Source organism: Acinetobacter sp. V110_1 (assembly GCF_031798975.1).
GTDB lineage: Bacteria > Pseudomonadota > Gammaproteobacteria > Pseudomonadales > Moraxellaceae > Acinetobacter > Acinetobacter nosocomialis_A.
Genome location: NZ_JAVQNN010000028.1, coordinates 1 through 16,617 on the forward strand (window position 1 = coordinate 1; position 16,617 = coordinate 16,617).

A 16,617-nucleotide genomic window follows, 5' to 3' on the forward strand; every position below is an offset into this window, starting at 1 on the left:
CGTTTACGTGTGGTTTATTACGTTCAAACTTGGCTTTAGCCATGATGATCTTCCTTTATTAACTACTCATGGAGGGTCACCCCATGAGCACTTGGTTTTCAACTAAGAATTAGTTAGGGCTTATAGTAATCGAAAGATTACTCGTCGTCACCTTTTTTACCGCCAGCTTGGAATTTAGCAATGATGCCTTCAGCCACGTTACGTGGAGTTTCAGCATATTTAGCAAATTCCATTGAGTAAGTCGCACGACCTTGAGACATAGAACGCATTTGAGTCGCGTAACCAAACATCTCAGCAAGAGGAACTTCTGCTTTAATTGCTTTTGTTCCACCAGGAAGATCGTCCATACCTTGAACCATACCACGACGACGGTTTAAGTCACCCATGATATCGCCCATGTAGTCTTCTGGAGTTTCTACTTCAACTTTCATGATAGGTTCAAGAAGGATAGGATCCGCTTTCATGAAACCATCACGGAAGGCATAAGAACCAGCCATTTTGAACGACAATTCGTCAGAGTCGACATCGTGGTAAGAACCGTCGAAAAGAACAGCTTTAACGCCTACAACTGGGTAACCAGCCAAGACACCATTCTTCATACGTTCTTGAATACCTTTATCAACTGCACCGAAGAATTCTTTAGGTACTACACCACCAACAACTTCTTCAGCGAATTCGTATTCTTTACCAGCAGCTTCAACGTCAAGCGGTTCTAAACGAACATATACGTGACCGAATTTACCTTTACCACCAGTTTGACGTACGAATTTACCTTCTTGCTCAACAGTTTTCTTAATCGTTTCACGATAAGCAACCATTGGTTTACCGATATTCGCTTCAACACCGAATTCACGCTTCATACGGTCAACGATGATGTCAAGGTGAAGCTCACCCATACCAGCAATAATTGTTTGACCAGATTCTTCATCAGTACGTACACGGAACGATGGATCTTCTTTCGCCAAACGACCTAAAGCGATAGACATTTTTTCTTGGTCTGCTTTAGTTTTTGGTTCAACAGCCAATGAAATTACTGGCTCTGGGAATTCCATACGCTCAAGAGTAATGATGTTTTTCTCATCACATAATGTATCACCAGTTGTAACGTCTTTAAGACCTACACACGCTGCGATATCACCTGCACGGATTTCTTCAAGATCTTGACGCTCGTTCGCGTGCATTTGCACGATACGGCCGATACGTTCACGCTTAGATTTAACTGGGTTATAAACCGGATCACCTTGTTTAAGAACACCAGAGTAAACACGTACGAATGTTAAGTTACCTACGAATTTGTCGTTCATGATTTTGAACGCAAGCGCAGAGAACGGAGCTTCGTCAGATGCTTCACGAGACGCTTTAGTTTCGTCTTTGTCGTCAAGGATACCTTCGATCGCTTTAACTTCTGTAGGTGATGGTAAGAATTCAATTACAGCGTCCAACATACGTTGAACACCTTTGTTCTTGAACGCAGAACCACAAAGCATTACTTGAATTTCAGAAGCTAATGTACGAGCACGTAAACCAGCGATGATGTCTTCTTTAGAAAGATCACCTTCTTCTAGGTACTTGTCCATTAATTCTTCAGAAGCTTCAGCAGCTGCTTCAACCATGTTAGTACGCCATTCTTGAGCAGTATCAACTAGGTCAGCAGGAATATCACCGTATTCAAACTTCATACCTTGAGAAGCTTCATCCCAGATGATTGCCTTCATTTCGATAAGGTCAACAACACCTTGGAATGTGTCTTCAGCACCGATTGGCACAACGATTGGCACAGGGTTACCGCCCAAACGTGTTTTCATTTGTTCAACAACACGGAAGAAGTTTGCACCAGTACGGTCCATCTTGTTCACGAATGCTAAACGAGGCACTTTATATTTGTTTGCTTGACGCCATACAGTTTCAGACTGAGGCTGTACACCACCAACTGCACAGTAAACCATGCACGCACCGTCAAGAACACGCATAGAACGTTCAACTTCAATTGTGAAGTCTACGTGTCCCGGTGTATCAATTACGTTGATACGGTGTTGTTGGAATTGGTTAGCCATACCAGACCAGAAACAAGTTGTAGCAGCAGAGGTAATTGTAATACCACGCTCTTGCTCTTGTTCCATCCAGTCCATTGTTGCTGCACCGTCGTGTACTTCACCAATTTTGTGAGATACACCTGTGTAGAACAAAATACGTTCAGTTGTAGTTGTTTTACCTGCGTCAATGTGCGCAGAGATACCGATGTTACGGTAACGAGTAATTGGGGTTTGGCGAGCCATGATGTCTACATTCCTAAATGTTATCTTTAAAACAGGGCGCATCAATTAAATTGATGCGCACGAATACTCAAATGGGGCAACTTAAATACCCGCAAAGCCCCCACTTTGGTAGAGAGCGATGTTGAATCTAGCTACTGTATGCATGAGTATTCTCCTGATTAGGGACTGTTTTATCCGCTTAGAAACGGTAGTGAGAGAAGGCTTTGTTAGCTTCTGCCATACGATGCACGTCTTCACGTTTTTTGATCGCGGCACCTTTGCCTTCAGCTGCATCAAGCAACTCGCCAGCAAGACGTAAAGCCATAGTTTTTTCAGAACGCTTAGCAGCAGCATCTACTAACCAACGCATTGCTAAGGCAGTACGACGGGATGGGCGTACTTCCATAGGTACTTGATAAGTAGCACCACCAACACGGCGTGCTTTTACTTCGACCATAGGACGAACTTTCTCAAGAGTAGTCTCGAAAAATTCAACTGGGTCTACTTTGTTTTTTTCTTGAACGCGTTCTAAAGCACCGTAAACGATACTTTCAGCAATAGATTTTTTACCATCTTGCATTACGTGGTTCATGAATTTAGCGATTGTTTGGCTGCTAAATTTTGGATCTGGAAGGATCTCACGAGCAGCGACTACGCGACGTCTTGGCATTTTAATACACCTAATAATATGACACTTCAGGATAATCCAGCAGTTTGTACAAGTGTCATGTACACGACGCTGGCCTTACTATACGTCGCTTGAATTACAAATCTATGAAGAATTCAAACAAGCGAAACGCTAAAGGGCTTTTAGACTAGTTTCCTAGAATTACTTCTTAGGACGCTTAGTACCGTATTTAGAACGTGATTGATTACGATCTTTAACGCCAGCACAGTCCAAAGAACCACGAACGGTATGGTAACGTACACCTGGTAAGTCTTTAACACGACCACCACGGATAAGAACAACACTGTGCTCTTGTAAGTTATGACCTTCACCACCGATGTAGCTAGATACTTCAAAACCTGAAGTTAAGCGAACACGGCAAACCTTACGCATAGCTGAGTTAGGTTTTTTAGGTGTAGTTGTATAAACACGTGTACAAACACCACGACGTTGTGGACAAGCCTTCAACGCAGGAACTTTGGATTTTTCAACCAAAGTCGTACGACCCTTACGGATCAACTGATTCGTTGTTGCCATATGGCAATTCTCCCGTTATTAAAAAACCTTAAAAAGAAAACACCTCTTTTTAAGGGCACATAATTGTAAGCCAAGATGCAAAAATGGTCAACATGGCAATACTTACCAAATGTTGACCATATCAATGTTTGACAGGATGATTTACAAATTTAAATAAGGGTGAAACTTAATTTTCAAACCCTATCTTTGTAATTGTATTGTTAAGAGTACTTCTGATCCTCTACAACATCATCATTTTCAATTTCTAATGCTGGTTTTTGTTCACTGTGCTCATGCTCGACGACATGTTTTTCTGCAAGCTGTTCGATACCTTGATGAACATTTTCTTGCACTTTTTCTTCACTTTTTTCAGAAGTATTCGACTTAACCACAACAGATACTTTTGAAATTACATCATGATTTTCAATTTTATGATGTTGCGCTGCATGAACACTGCCATTTTCTCCAACATTTAACAGACGAGGACTCGCCTTTTGAATGAGAGTTACCGCAGCATAATAAGCTTGTAATGGTGATAAATGTTCGCTTGGGTGCTCATTTAAATAATGTCGTGCTGCACCAAAAATAGCTTGTGCCTTATGACCTACATCTTCTTGTAACTTCCAGCTATAAACAGCACTAAGTACTGCACCTGCCACTGGAGTAAACTTACCCACCGCAGCAAGTTGTGGAACTTTATTTAACCAGCTCCATTTAAACTCACCATTTTCATCGACTAACCAGCTTTTTAAAGTCTCAATATCATTTGAAGACCCAAGTACTTGTTGAAACTGTTGAATATCTTGTGTCTCTAACATATTACGTAAAGCTTTAAGTGCTAAAAGCACCGTCTGCTTCTCTGCAATCAGGCTGATATCAACTTCTTTAAAAATAAATTCAACGACGTCTTGGTCAGTGGCTTCAGTTAAATCAAAACCGTGTGATCTGCCTGTTTGATAAATTGTTCTTAAGACCAATACTAAAGAAACTGGAATGTCTATGGCTGCACCAACCATACCCGATACACCAGTAATCGCACCTTGAATACTTGCAATTAGTTTATTTTGTTCAATTAAAGCCTGACTTAAACGTTGTGAACGTGAAGTGTCTTTAGTCAGCTCAAATAGGTCTTTTGCACCCGCCTCTTCTAAGATTTTTTCAGTCAGCGTACTTTTTGAACTAAAGTCATTTAGCCAATCAAATAAATAGCTCGATATTTTTTCATTCCAGTCAGGCGAAATAAATGTCGCAATACCATTGACCTTTCTAAAATGACGGCCAAACACCTGACGAGTAACTTTAGGTAAATGTTCACGTAACATTTGTTGTGGGCTTTCATACTGTTCCACTTCAAACGGACTTTTACTTCTAGCATTACCTTCTACTGTTTTACCACTTGCAAGTGGCTCAACTAACTTACTAACCTCACCTATTTGGCTTTGCTGCAAGATGTTTAAACCAGTAGAACTGAGCTTTTTAGCCACTCCGAAGACCTGAGAAAACAAATTGTCAGATTGATTATTATTAAATTTTGTCATCCAGTACCTCGATTTTTTAATTTATCTAATTAGAGATAAATACTAGGTGGAATGTGGATTTATCTCAACTTGAATGTGTGTATTTTAGTTAACCCTAAATGCAACATACTATGTATTTGGTTATTTTTTTTAAATGCAAAATTGACATAAAGATTTGCCATAAGAAATAAAAAACCTTTCTGCTATCATGGTAACAACGAAAACATATGTCTAATGTTCTTACAGCTATATTCTCCTATCATTTAATAGCTGCTCATGTTCATAGACTTTAAATATCACCATAAAGGGACCTGTAGATGAAACGTGTTGTAATCACTGGTATGGGTATTAACTCATGTATCGGTAACTCTTTAGAAGCAGTTACTCACTCACTTCAAAATGGAATCTCCGGGACACGTTTTAACCCAACTTATGCTGAACTCAATTTTAAGAGTCATGTCAGCGCTGCTGCAGAACAAGATTTTGACAATATTGATCGTAAATTAAAACGATTCATGGGCGTATGTGCGATGTACGCTTATAACTCTGCTGTTGCCGCTGTTGAACATGCTGGCTTAAAAGCAGAAGATTTAGCAGATAATCCACGTTATGGTATTGCTGGCGGTTCAGGTGGTGGTTCAACTGCTTCTGTTGTAGAAATGACTGAGCTTTTAGAAACTAAAGGTGCTCGTAAAGTTGGTCCTTTCTTCGTTCCACGTAACATGACGAACACAATTACTGCAAACGTTGGTGTTGCATTTAAACTTCAAGGTATTGCTCACTCAATCGCAAGTGCTTGTGCAACTTCTGCAGATGCAATTGGTTATGCATATAACCTTATCGCATTAGGCAAACAAGATCTTATGCTTGCTGGTGGTGGTGAAGAAGATCATTGGTCTCAAAGCTTATTGTTTGATGCTATGGGTGCTTTATGTTCTAAATATAACGACACACCTGAAACTGCATCTCGTCCATATTCAAAAGACCGTGACGGTTTCGTTATTGCTGGTGGTGGCGGTTTCGTTGTTCTTGAATCTCTTGAACATGCTCAGGCACGTGGTGCAAAAATTCTTGCTGAAGTTGTTGCCTATGCTGCGAACAGTGACGGTGCAGACATGGTTGCTCCAAGCGGTGAAGGTGCGACTCGTTGTATCTTGATGGCTCTTGAAGAAGCTAAACAACACGGCGTAGAAAAAATTGACTATGTAAATACACATGGTACTTCTACACCAGCTGGTGACGTTACTGAACTTAAAGCAATGGAACGTGCTTTTGGTGAAGGTAAAGTTCCACCTTTAAGCTCAACTAAATCTATGACTGGTCACAGCTTGGGTGCTGCTGGTGTTCATGAAGCAATTTACTCTGTATTAATGCTTCAAAATGACTTTATTGCTCCAAACATTAACGTGACTGAGCTTGATGAAGGTACTGAAGGCTTTGATATTGTGCTTGAAAAACGTGATGCAAAATTGAATACTGTAATGAGTAACAGTTTTGGCTTTGGCGGTGTAAACGCTTGCCTAATTTTCAAGAAGTGGGATGCATAATCCCACCTAGGATTAACAATGGATGCACCTTCTGATGCTTTTTTGTGGGTAAAAGCATTACATATTATTGCTGTGGTTTGTTGGTTCGCTGCTTTGTTCTACTTACCACGTCTTTATGTTTACCATGCAATGAGTGATGATGCGGCAAGTCATCAACGCTTTGAAGTGATGGAACGTAAGTTGTATCGAGGTATTATGTGGCCGTCTATGATTGCCACATTAATTACCGCACACTTTCTTGTAGAGTGGGGCGATGCAACTCGACATTACCATGAAGCCACTTGGTTTTATCTAAAAGTTGGATTAGTGGCTTTATTAGTGGTTTACCATTTTGTTTGTGGTTACTATCGCAAAAAGCTTATTGGAAATGCTCACTATAAATCACATAAGTTCTGGCGCTTCTTCAATGAAATGCCAACCTTAATTTTATTTGCTGTTGTGATTTTAGTTGTTGTAAAACCTCAGTTTTAACTGGGGTTTTTTATTATCTAGGACTCTCACCTCCTTCTCTTATGCATTTTACTGACCCAACCTATTCATAATTTATTATTCAGAGCAAAAGACTTTTACACCAGCCTTAATACATTCTTATAAGAACATCTGATCTTTTTTATAAATTCAATCAACAGAAAGGATAAAGCATGAAAAGTCTGGCTTTTATTCATCGTAACGATACTCGCTTTGCGGTCGGTGATTTTTATCCAGTTCTTTCTGTTTTTTCCTACCATGAGTTAGGCAACACCCTCTCACCCTTCTTACTACTCGACCATTTGGGTCCCGGAAAAATTGCACCCTCTATAAAACGTAGAGGAGTTAATGATCATCCTCATCGTGGATTTGAAACGGTAACACTTGTTTATGCAGGTGAATTGGAACACAAAGATTCATCTGGTGGAGGTGGGTTTATAAGTGCTGGCGATGTGCAATGGATGACCGCAGCCTCTGGTGTGATTCATCGGGAATTGTTTAGTGAAGAGTTTTCTCGATCTGGTGGTGCTTTTGAAATGATTCAGCTTTGGGTCAATTTACCAGCAGCAGATAAAATGAACTCCCCTCGCTATCAAAGTTTAAAGAAAGCTGAAATACCAGTGGTGAAACTGGAAAATGAAGCTGGATTTGTACGTATTATTGCAGCGCAATTTAACCATGTTATGGGCCCCGCACTTACCCACACCCCTATTACTGTTTTGGATGTAGAGCTCCATACAGGTCAGCAAGCCACCTTCCCTGCTCAATCTGGTGAAACAGCTTTAGTTTATTTACGTTCAGGTCGGGCACAATTTCAAAAAGATGAAGAAGTTTTAGAGGAACAAGGCCTAGCAGTCATGTCAAATCAAGGAGAGCATTTCTCTATTACTGCCCTGCAAAGTTGTAAATTACTTATTCTGACAGGACAACCCATCACAGAGCCGATTAATGGTCATGGTCCATTTGTAATGAATACTTATGATGAGATTTTACAAGCCTATGATGATATTAAAAATGGAAGATTTACCAAGTAAAACAGCCTAACTGCCGCATGATAAACGAATGACAGTTATTTGTGTCTGTCTTTCAACATAGTTGATGTATGTTATGCTACAAATCAATAGATGAACTTATTTACTAGCAAAACTATGTTCACTCTCAACGCTTTTAAACTTGTCATATATCGACAATTTATTATTTTCACCCTTTTTATTTTTCGTCACTTAAAAAGTTATCCAATTCGATTTCTTACGCCTGAAGAAAAAGTTTTGGCGCAAAGGGTGTTTGGGGATTTGATAGATTGTGAACGACCTAAAATTATTGCTACTCGTTACTTACCTTGGCAATCTCATGGAATTTTGATGGCTCCAAATGGAAATATTTACGTCAATATTTCTGACTACAGTAGTAATTACGCGCTAGAGTCTAAATTCATTCAGGGTATTTTTATTCATGAATTGGCTCATGTCATGCAATACCAACAAGGTATTCATGTATTACTAAAAGGTGCTTTACTGCAATCTGCCTACTATCTGAGCCTTAAATATTACAATCCTTATAAATACACGTATCACCCTCAGAAAGCATTTAGCTCTTACAATATTGAACAGCAAGGAGAAATTGCTAGAGATATCTGTTCAGGTAAACTGCCAAATATTATTTGTTCACCTCACTTTGATTTGTAACTAAATAATCAAGATCGTCTTCTACGTAACTTTTTTTGCTAACTTACTGGTAGAAAATTTATAAACAAAAAAATATGAAAATAAAGTTGAGATCTAATTTTATTAATGTCAAATTATTGAAAATAAGTATAAAAACTTATTCCAAATTTTGGAGTGTTAAGGCAGTATACAAACAATAAAAATAATGAAGCTTGTTTCTATTGTATACAGAAAATCTCGTTATTTTTACGCAGAAAATATGTGATTGGTATATATTATTGATCTTGACATTTTTGTTTACTATTTTACTTGTTTATTATCGTGCCATACACATCGTTGAAAAATTATATTTATAAAAATCAACACTATGTGTATTTATATTCGTTATGATCTAGGATTAGGTTTGAATGAAAAGTTTTAAAGTTGCCCTTGCTCAGTTTTCTCCGCATATTGGCAATATTGACTCAAACACCCAAAAGATGATTGAGCAAGCAAATCAGGCGAAAAAACAAGACGCTGACCTGATTATTTTTCCTGAGCTTTCTGTGATTGGTTATCCAGCTGAAGACTTATTGTTACGTCCAAATTTAAATAAACGTATGCAAAAAGCTTTTGCTCAACTTAGTGAAGTTAAAGATATTGTGATGGTTTTCGGCTTCGTAAACCAAACAGAAGACGGCCAACGTTATAATTCAGCTGCTGTCATGAAAGACGGTCAGGTTTTAGGTGTCTTCAATAAGCACAACTTGCCAAACTATGGCGTTTTTGATGAAAAACGTTATTTCCAAAAAGGCCATCAGCACTTGGTGTTCGAATACTTAGGCCATAAGTTTGGTGTACTTATTTGTGAAGATATCTGGTCAATCAATACAGTTAAACAATTAAGCCAATTAAATGTTGATACTGTACTTGTACTTAATTCGTCGCCATATGAAGTGGGCAAACCACAGCATCGTATACAAACATTAAGTGAGCTTGCAAAACAGCTTCATTTAAACATTGTTTATGTCAACCAAGTCGGTGGACAAGATGATTTAATTTTTGATGGTACAAGTTTTGTCAGCAACCAAAATGGTGAAATTGCTTTACAAGCACCAAGCTTTAAAGAAGACCTCTACATTGCTGAATTTGACCGTGACACAAAACTCTATAAAGTTACCGAGTCTGCGCCTGCATTAGAAACTTTTGCAGAGATCTATCAAGGCTTAGTTATGGCAACGCGTGACTATGTAGAGCGTTCAGGTTTCCCTGGTGTGATCTTAGGTCTTTCTGGTGGTATTGACTCTGCCCTTACACTTGCTATTGCTGTTGATGCAATTGGTGCGGAAAAAGTACAAGCTGTAATGATGCCATATACTTACACTTCTCAAATTAGTGTAGAAGATGCGGCTGAACAAGCTCGTCGTATGGGTGTAACTTTTGGTATTGCTGAAATTCACTCAATCGTAAATAGCTTCATGCAAACGCTCTATCCGTTCTTTGGTAATTCACCAGCCGATGCAACTGAAGAAAATTTACAAGCACGTGCTCGTGGCACATTGCTTATGGGCTTATCTAACAAGTTTGGTAATTTAGTACTCGCTACTGGCAACAAGTCTGAACTTTCAGTTGGCTACTGCACACTTTACGGTGACATGGTGGGTGGCTTTGCAGTTCTAAAAGACGTTTATAAAACAATCGTGTTTGAACTAGCAAAATACCGTAATAGCTTAAGTGAAACACCTGTTATTCCTGAGCGTGTCATTACTCGCCCACCTTCAGCAGAACTTCGTCCAGATCAAAAAGACCAAGACTCTTTACCAGCGTATGATGTATTGGATGCCATCCTTTATGCATACATTGAAGAAGATTTAGGACAGGCAGACATTATTGCCAAAGGTTTTGATAAAGAAGTTGTTGAAAAAGTCATCCGTTTAGTTGATCGTAATGAATATAAACGTCGTCAAGGTGCGATTGGCCCGAGAATTACTTCTCGTGCATTTAGTCGCGAACGACGTTATCCGATTGTCAACGGTTGGACAGCGAATGACTGAGCAGAAAAACTCATCAAAAACCACAGCACTTGCTCAAGCACTTTTGCTTGAGCAGGTGGAATTTTTCAAAAAACAATTATCGATAGAAAACTCACCTATTTATTTCCAGCAGTTCATTCAACTGTTTATGCAACATGCCGACGAAATTAAACTTTATGAAGTTGTGGATTTAGAACAATTACAAGCCGTTGTGAAACGCTATGCTTTTGAAATGCAGCTTGGTGCAGGCTTGCTTGAGTTTATTGGGGAAATTGCACAGCGTATTTATTTATCTGCGATGAAATCTCCAATTCAGCTACAAGACTTGGTATCAGATCACCAGTTTGAAATGTGGCTTTCCAAGTTTTTGGAAATGGAACATATTCCTCATTATCTGAATGAGTTTTTAAGAACCAGCCCTTCTGTTCAACAGCTTTGCCAATATATTGCGACATCAACTCTAGAACAAAAATTACCAAAATTTTTAACTGCCTCGACAGTAAATGACTACCATTTTGAATGGCAACATAAACTCAAAAAATTCTCTTTTTTACAGCAGCAACGTCTCGAACATAAACTTGAAACGTGGATTGCCATTTTTATTCATGAACAACTTACAGAATTAAGCCTTTTATCGGCTGAAGATTTAGAAAGCCTAGTACGTCATGTCTGGGAAGATATTAGACATAAAAAAATGTATGAGTTTATGAAACAGCTCACTCCTCTCGATGTTGAGGAGTTCTTTGTTTTAATTTATGAGTACTGGAAAGAGCTACGCCAGTCGCAATTTATGCAAGATCTGATTTTGTATGGCGTCGAAGTTTTTTATGACTTTTATAAAGATCAAAGTTTATTTGAAGTTTTAAGTGAGATTGGTTTAACCGAAACCGACTTGCAAACTGAAGCTTTACGCTTTTATCCGAAAGTTATGGATGCCTTCAATGAACACGGCATTTTAGAACCATTACTTCAAGCGCTCTTAGCTCCTTTTTATCAAAGCTCAAAAACACTCGATATGATTGAAAAACATTTTAATGAGTAAAAAATAGATAAAAAGAAACCACGCAGGAGCGTGGTTTTTAAAATGGTGGCTATGACGAGACTTGAACTTGTGACCCCCGCATTATGAGTGCGGTGCTCTAACCAACTGAGCTACATAGCCGTAAACTGTGTGCGCATTATCTATAGTTCTGTATAGCAGGTCAATACTTCAAAACTCTTAATGTCCACCAAATGAACAAATAAGATTCAGATCATCATTATTTGTTCATTTTTTAGCAAATTAAGACTTTAAGCAATTGATCAACCAAAGAAATATATTAGAGATCTAATACTAGTTTTTTACCTTTGGCTCGCGATACACAAATCATCATGCTCTTCTGTGAAGCCTTTTCGGCATCACTAAGATATTGATCAAAATGCTCTGCTTCACCTTCTAAAATAGCAGTTTCACATGTACCGCATACACCTTCGCGACATAAGCATTCCACATCAATATTCAATGTTTCAATAGCTTGTAAAATCGTCTGGTTACTTTGTACTTCAATTTCCTGATTAGATTTAGCAAGTACCACCGTAAATGCTTCACCATCTTCTGGAACTGTTGAGGCAAATTGTTCCCAATGAATGTATTCATCGCGGTAACGGTGCTTGTTACAACAATCAATCACAGCATCAATCATGGGTTTAGGACCACATACATAAACATGTGTGCCTTTTGGTTGTGATGAAATGAGTTGATCTAAGTTAAGCGTGCAGCCTTCTGAGTCAACATAACTAAATACACGCTCTGCATGTTTCTGCTTTAACTCATCAAGTAAAGCCGCATGTTCAGGTGAACGATAAGCATAATGTAGCTCAAAGTCTGCCCCACGTGCGGCAAGCTCATCCATTTGTGGCAAGAATGGTGTAATACCAATACCACCTGCAATTAAAATATGTTTATTACCTGTTTCCGCTAATGGAAATAAATTTTTTGGTTCTGAAATCTGAATTTCACAGCCTTCATTACATTGATCATGCATGAAAACCGAACCACCCTTACCTTCCACATCTTTACGAACACAGACTTGGTAAGTCGATAGATCTTGCGTACAACTCATCAATGAATACGCATTGGAAAGTTGCTCATTCATTTTGACAATAATATGGCTTCCCCCACTAAATCGAGGAAAGTTCTGCCCATCTTGACGTTTGAACGTAAACCGTTTGATTAAAGGGGTTAGCTGTTCCACACGAGTAACAACTGCCGGGAACATTTCATAATGACTAGCCATATTAGAATCCTTCTTTTACCGCATATTCTTGTTGTTAGGGCTTATCCTTAAAGCCCTAAACACATGTATTTAATAGTCATGAATTCTTCAAGACCATATTTTGAACCTTCACGTCCAACGCCTGATTGCTTCACACCACCAAATGGTACAACTTCATTTGAAATTGCTGTGGCATTCATACCGACCATTCCATATTCAAGTTGTTCCGACACTCGCCATAAACGTGAAATATTTTCGCTATAAACATACGCAGCCAAACCAAAGATAGTGTCATTTGCTTGAGCAACCACATCTGCTTCATCTGTAAAGCGAATGAGCGGCGCAACCGGACCAAAAATTTCTTCTTGGACAATTTCCATCGTACGGTCAACATTAGTTAAAACCGATGGCTCATAAAAGGTTTGTCCTAAAACATGTTGTTTACCGCCGCAAGCAACTTTAGCTCCTTTACTGACTGCGTCATCAATCAACTGCTGTGCTTTTAACACTGCTTTTTCATTAATTAATGGGCCAATTTGAACACCATCTTCTAGCCCATTACCAACTTTAAACTTTTGAACTTCTTGTACAAACTTCTCGGCAAAAGCTTGATAAATATTGTCGTGTACATAAATGCGGTTAGCACAAACACAGGTCTGGCCTGCATTACGGAACTTGGCAAAAATCGCACCTTGTACAGCTTTATCTAAGTCGGCATCATTAAACACAATCAGAGGAGCATTTCCGCCTAACTCAAGCGCCAATTTTTTAATGGTACTTGAACACTGCTGCATCAGTAAGCGTCCCACTGGAGTTGAGCCAGTGAAGGTCAATTTTTTCACTTTTTCATGTGAAGTAAATACCGAACCAATCTCTTGAGATTTACCTGTAACGACGTTAATCACACCAGCCGGAATACCTGCTTTTTCTGCAAGCTTTGCAATCGCTAAAGCACAATAAGGCGTTTCATTCGCTGGCTTAATCACGACCGTACATCCAGCTGCTAAAGCTGGTGCTGCTTTACGGGTAATCATGGCGATTGGGAAATTCCACGGCGTAATGGCAGCCACCACACCCACAGGTTCTTTACTAATAATAAAACGCTGCTGGTTATTGACGGTTGGAATCACATCACCATAAATACGCTTACCTTCTTCGGCAAACCATTGAATAAATGATGCAGCATAACGCACCTCGCCTTTCGCCTCTGCCAAAGGTTTACCTTGTTCAATAGTCATGATTAAAGCAAGTTCATCGGTATGATCTAGAACTAGTTTGTACCAAGCCAATAAAATATCTGCACGGTTTTGGGCAGTTAAAGCTTTCCAACTTTGTAAAGCCGTATAAGCAGCCTCAACTGCTTGAGTCGCCTCAGCCGCTCCCATATTTGGAATTGTGCCAATTTCTTCGCCTGTTGCTGGGTTAGTCACTGGAACCGATGCATTTGACTGTGCAGCTAACCATTGCCCATTAATATAGGCTTGTTGCTGAAATAATTCTGTGCTTTGTAAACTCGACATATCATCTTCCTAACTGAAGAATCAGGTGTAAGTCATCTTTACACCTGAATAAATCCATTTGTTTTATTTGTGATGCTGCGCCACCAGATGTTGGAAGTAAGCAATACCATGCTCACTAATTCCTGAGCGTTGTTTGTCAGTCATGATACGGCCTTGACCACGATAACCACGTGATTTCAAACCACGTTGTACGCTTTCGACCAAGTTCAAATCTTCAGGGCGGAATACATTGCGATACCACTCAATTAAGTCTTTCTGATCTTGAGTGAGTTCTTCGTTCGTGAAGTAAATATCGTAGTGCTGCAAAGTCGTTTCTGCATCCACGGGGAACTCATAGATCACCGTCATGAAATTGCTGCCTGGTGGTACGTTGAACATAGTACAAGGCCAAGTCCAGAAACCATGAAACTCAGGATCTGTTATTGATGGATCAAGCTTGAATGATTTCTCTGACGAACGCGCGAAACCGTACTGTAATGTCCAGTTTTGATGTGTGGTATGCCAATATTTGTCGACTTGTACTGAGTCAGCAAAGCCCGGATGTGCAGGCCCACAGTGATAACATTCTAAGTAGTTATCGACAATAACTTTCCAGTTTGCTGGCGTTTCTGTCACAAAACGTGCCGCCAGTTTCAAATCTTTAATCACACTACATGCTTGATTTAAACGCTCAGCAAATTCCGGAAGTTGGTCTTCTACGCATGTCGCATTTTCATCCATATTAATGAAAACAAAGCCGGCATATTCCTCAACTTTTAAAGGCACCATGCTTGAGTTTTCTTTGTCGAAAGATTCGACATGGTCACAGTTACGTGCCAAAGCTAAACTACCATCTAGCTTAAAAGTCCATGCATGGTATGGGCAAGTAATTACATTTTTTGCTTTACCACTGCCACTTAGAAGCTCGTGACCGCGGTGTGGACACACATTATAAAACGCGCGTAAAACACTATCTTTACCGCGAATGATGACAATATTTTCACCAATTACTTTACGGGTAATATAGTCGTTCGGCTGTGCTAACTCACTACCATGTGCAACACAAATCCAGCTTTTAGCAAAGATCGCTTCTTTCTCATGCTCAAAAACTTGCGATGAAGTATAGAAAACTTTAGGAAAAGTCCATGCAACATCTGGGTTTGCACAAAAATCTTCAGGTAATTTTTCAACTGCACTCATATTATTACTCCATTAAATTCTTTTCGTCCAAATGACTCGATATTAAATTGATGTCTTTTCGACACTGCCAAACATGCGACGTATCGCACTCAGCATGTTTTGATATAACTGTTGAACTTCTGGGCAGTCACGCATCAGACGTAAACTGCCATGTAATAATCCTTTGCCTAAATGGAAGTCGCTAGGGATGCCTGCTTGTTCCAATTTTTGGGTAAAGAGATAACCGTCATCACTTAAAGGGTCATACTCTGCAACTGCCACAAAACTTGTAGGCATATCTGAAAAGTCCGTTGCCAATAAAGGCGCTAGACGTAAATCCTGCCAATCTTGTGAGTTAGGTGCATATTCCTTTAAATAAAAATGCATATCTTCCGTTGTTAACAACGGCGCATGGGCATGCTTTTGTGCAGAGGCTGTGTCAAATACTGTGTTTAAACATGGATAAACCAAAGCTAAACCTTGAGCTTGCAAACCACTATGTTGTAGTTCAACTGCAAGGGCTGCTGCCAAATTACCGCCTGCACTATCGCCTGCTAGAACGATATTTTCGCTATCGATCTGCCAAGTTGAACCATGCTTTTTAAGCCATTGATAAACTGTTAAACAATCTTCATAAGCTGCTGGAAAGCGGTGCTCTGGTGCCATGCGGTAATCTACGCTAATGACAACTGCATTTAAGTCCTGACACAAATAGCTGGTAATAAATTCATGTGAATCGAGCCCACCAACCATCCAACCGCCGCCATGTAAATACAATACACATGGCCAACCAGCTTCAAGTCGGCCGGTTTTTGGTAAATACACGCGAACAGGAACTTGATGCTCATCATTTGCAACAAAGCGATCTTCCACTTCAATCTTGCCATCACGGGGCAAAGTGTAGTGTCGACACATCGCGTCATAGGCCGCACGGACTGAGTAAATATCTGCATCTGCTGGTGAATAAATGCTGCTCCAATACACAAGGCTTTGCATTTCTTCACTTAAGGCATAAGTGGTCTGTTCATATGTAGTCAT

14 protein-coding genes and 1 tRNA gene are annotated in these 16,617 nt (G+C 39.5%); 6 read left to right on the forward strand and 9 right to left on the reverse strand.

Annotated features, from left to right (window positions below):
- Positions 1 to 137 precede the first annotated feature (137 nt).
- The 4 genes from fusA to RMA95_RS10605 all read right to left on the reverse strand — a co-directional run bounded on the left by fusA (position 138) and on the right by RMA95_RS10605 (position 4,976).
- Entirely contained in the window at positions 138 to 2,276 is a 2,139-nt protein-coding gene (gene fusA / locus RMA95_RS10590) for an elongation factor G (RefSeq protein ID WP_263613080.1), read from the reverse strand.
- Positions 2,277 to 2,454: 178 nt separating this feature from the next.
- Positions 2,455 to 2,925 carry a 30S ribosomal protein S7 gene (gene rpsG / locus RMA95_RS10595; RefSeq protein WP_001138055.1) on the reverse strand — a complete coding sequence of 157 codons (471 nt, stop codon included), beginning with the start codon at positions 2,923 to 2,925 and terminating at the stop codon, positions 2,455 to 2,457.
- Positions 2,926 to 3,084: 159 nt separating this feature from the next.
- On the reverse strand, positions 3,085 to 3,459 hold the full coding sequence (gene rpsL, locus RMA95_RS10600) for a 30S ribosomal protein S12 (RefSeq protein WP_002050319.1): 375 nt from the start codon (positions 3,457 to 3,459) through the stop codon (positions 3,085 to 3,087).
- Between the two features lie 200 nt (positions 3,460 to 3,659).
- A complete protein-coding gene (locus RMA95_RS10605; RefSeq protein ID WP_311070444.1) occupies positions 3,660 to 4,976 on the reverse strand; it encodes an EcsC family protein in 1,317 nt (438 codons plus the stop codon).
- A gap of 296 nt (positions 4,977 to 5,272) precedes the next feature.
- On the opposite strand from RMA95_RS10605, the gene RMA95_RS10610 reads away from it, so the two are divergent.
- The 6 genes from RMA95_RS10610 to RMA95_RS10635 all read left to right on the forward strand — a co-directional run bounded on the left by RMA95_RS10610 (position 5,273) and on the right by RMA95_RS10635 (position 11,688).
- Positions 5,273 to 6,502: a beta-ketoacyl-ACP synthase II gene (locus RMA95_RS10610; protein WP_004738399.1), complete on the forward strand. Its 1,230-nt coding sequence runs from the start codon at positions 5,273 to 5,275 to the stop codon at positions 6,500 to 6,502.
- An 18-nt stretch (positions 6,503 to 6,520) separates the two neighbouring features.
- Positions 6,521 to 6,973, forward strand: coding sequence for a protoporphyrinogen oxidase HemJ (gene hemJ / locus RMA95_RS10615; protein WP_004738397.1), 453 nt, complete (start codon positions 6,521 to 6,523; stop codon positions 6,971 to 6,973).
- Positions 6,974 to 7,143: 170 nt separating this feature from the next.
- Positions 7,144 to 8,004, forward strand: a complete 861-nt coding sequence (locus RMA95_RS10620; RefSeq protein ID WP_311070447.1) for a pirin family protein — start codon at positions 7,144 to 7,146, stop codon at positions 8,002 to 8,004.
- Between the two features lie 90 nt (positions 8,005 to 8,094).
- Positions 8,095 to 8,655 (forward strand): hypothetical protein, encoded by a 561-nt coding sequence (locus RMA95_RS10625; protein ID WP_311070449.1) that lies wholly within the window; start codon positions 8,095 to 8,097, stop codon positions 8,653 to 8,655.
- 386 nt (positions 8,656 to 9,041) lie between these two features.
- A complete protein-coding gene (locus RMA95_RS10630; RefSeq protein WP_311070451.1) occupies positions 9,042 to 10,667 on the forward strand; it encodes an NAD+ synthase in 1,626 nt (541 codons plus the stop codon).
- Positions 10,660 to 11,688 (forward strand): hypothetical protein, encoded by a 1,029-nt coding sequence (locus RMA95_RS10635; protein WP_311070453.1) that lies wholly within the window; start codon positions 10,660 to 10,662, stop codon positions 11,686 to 11,688. Before RMA95_RS10630 ends, RMA95_RS10635 begins: the two co-directional genes overlap by 8 nt.
- A 43-nt stretch (positions 11,689 to 11,731) precedes the next feature.
- Here RMA95_RS10635 and RMA95_RS10640 read toward each other — a convergent pair.
- The 5 genes from RMA95_RS10640 to RMA95_RS10660 all read right to left on the reverse strand — a co-directional run bounded on the left by RMA95_RS10640 (position 11,732) and on the right by RMA95_RS10660 (position 16,617).
- A tRNA-Met gene (locus tag RMA95_RS10640) sits at positions 11,732 to 11,808 on the reverse strand.
- A gap of 157 nt (positions 11,809 to 11,965) precedes the next feature.
- Positions 11,966 to 12,922, reverse strand: coding sequence for a carnitine monooxygenase, reductase subunit CntB (cntB, locus tag RMA95_RS10645; protein WP_261488749.1), 957 nt, complete (start codon positions 12,920 to 12,922; stop codon positions 11,966 to 11,968).
- A 47-nt stretch (positions 12,923 to 12,969) separates the two neighbouring features.
- The gene (locus tag RMA95_RS10650) at positions 12,970 to 14,421 is read right to left on the reverse strand and encodes an NAD-dependent succinate-semialdehyde dehydrogenase (RefSeq protein ID WP_311070457.1); all 1,452 of its coding nucleotides are present in this window, start codon (positions 14,419 to 14,421) and stop codon (positions 12,970 to 12,972) included.
- 63 nt (positions 14,422 to 14,484) lie between these two features.
- Positions 14,485 to 15,600 (reverse strand): carnitine monooxygenase subunit alpha, encoded by a 1,116-nt coding sequence (gene cntA / locus RMA95_RS10655; protein WP_057074933.1) that lies wholly within the window; start codon positions 15,598 to 15,600, stop codon positions 14,485 to 14,487.
- Between the two features lie 42 nt (positions 15,601 to 15,642).
- On the reverse strand, positions 15,643 to 16,617 hold the full coding sequence (locus RMA95_RS10660; RefSeq protein ID WP_311070460.1) for an alpha/beta hydrolase: 975 nt from the start codon (positions 16,615 to 16,617) through the stop codon (positions 15,643 to 15,645).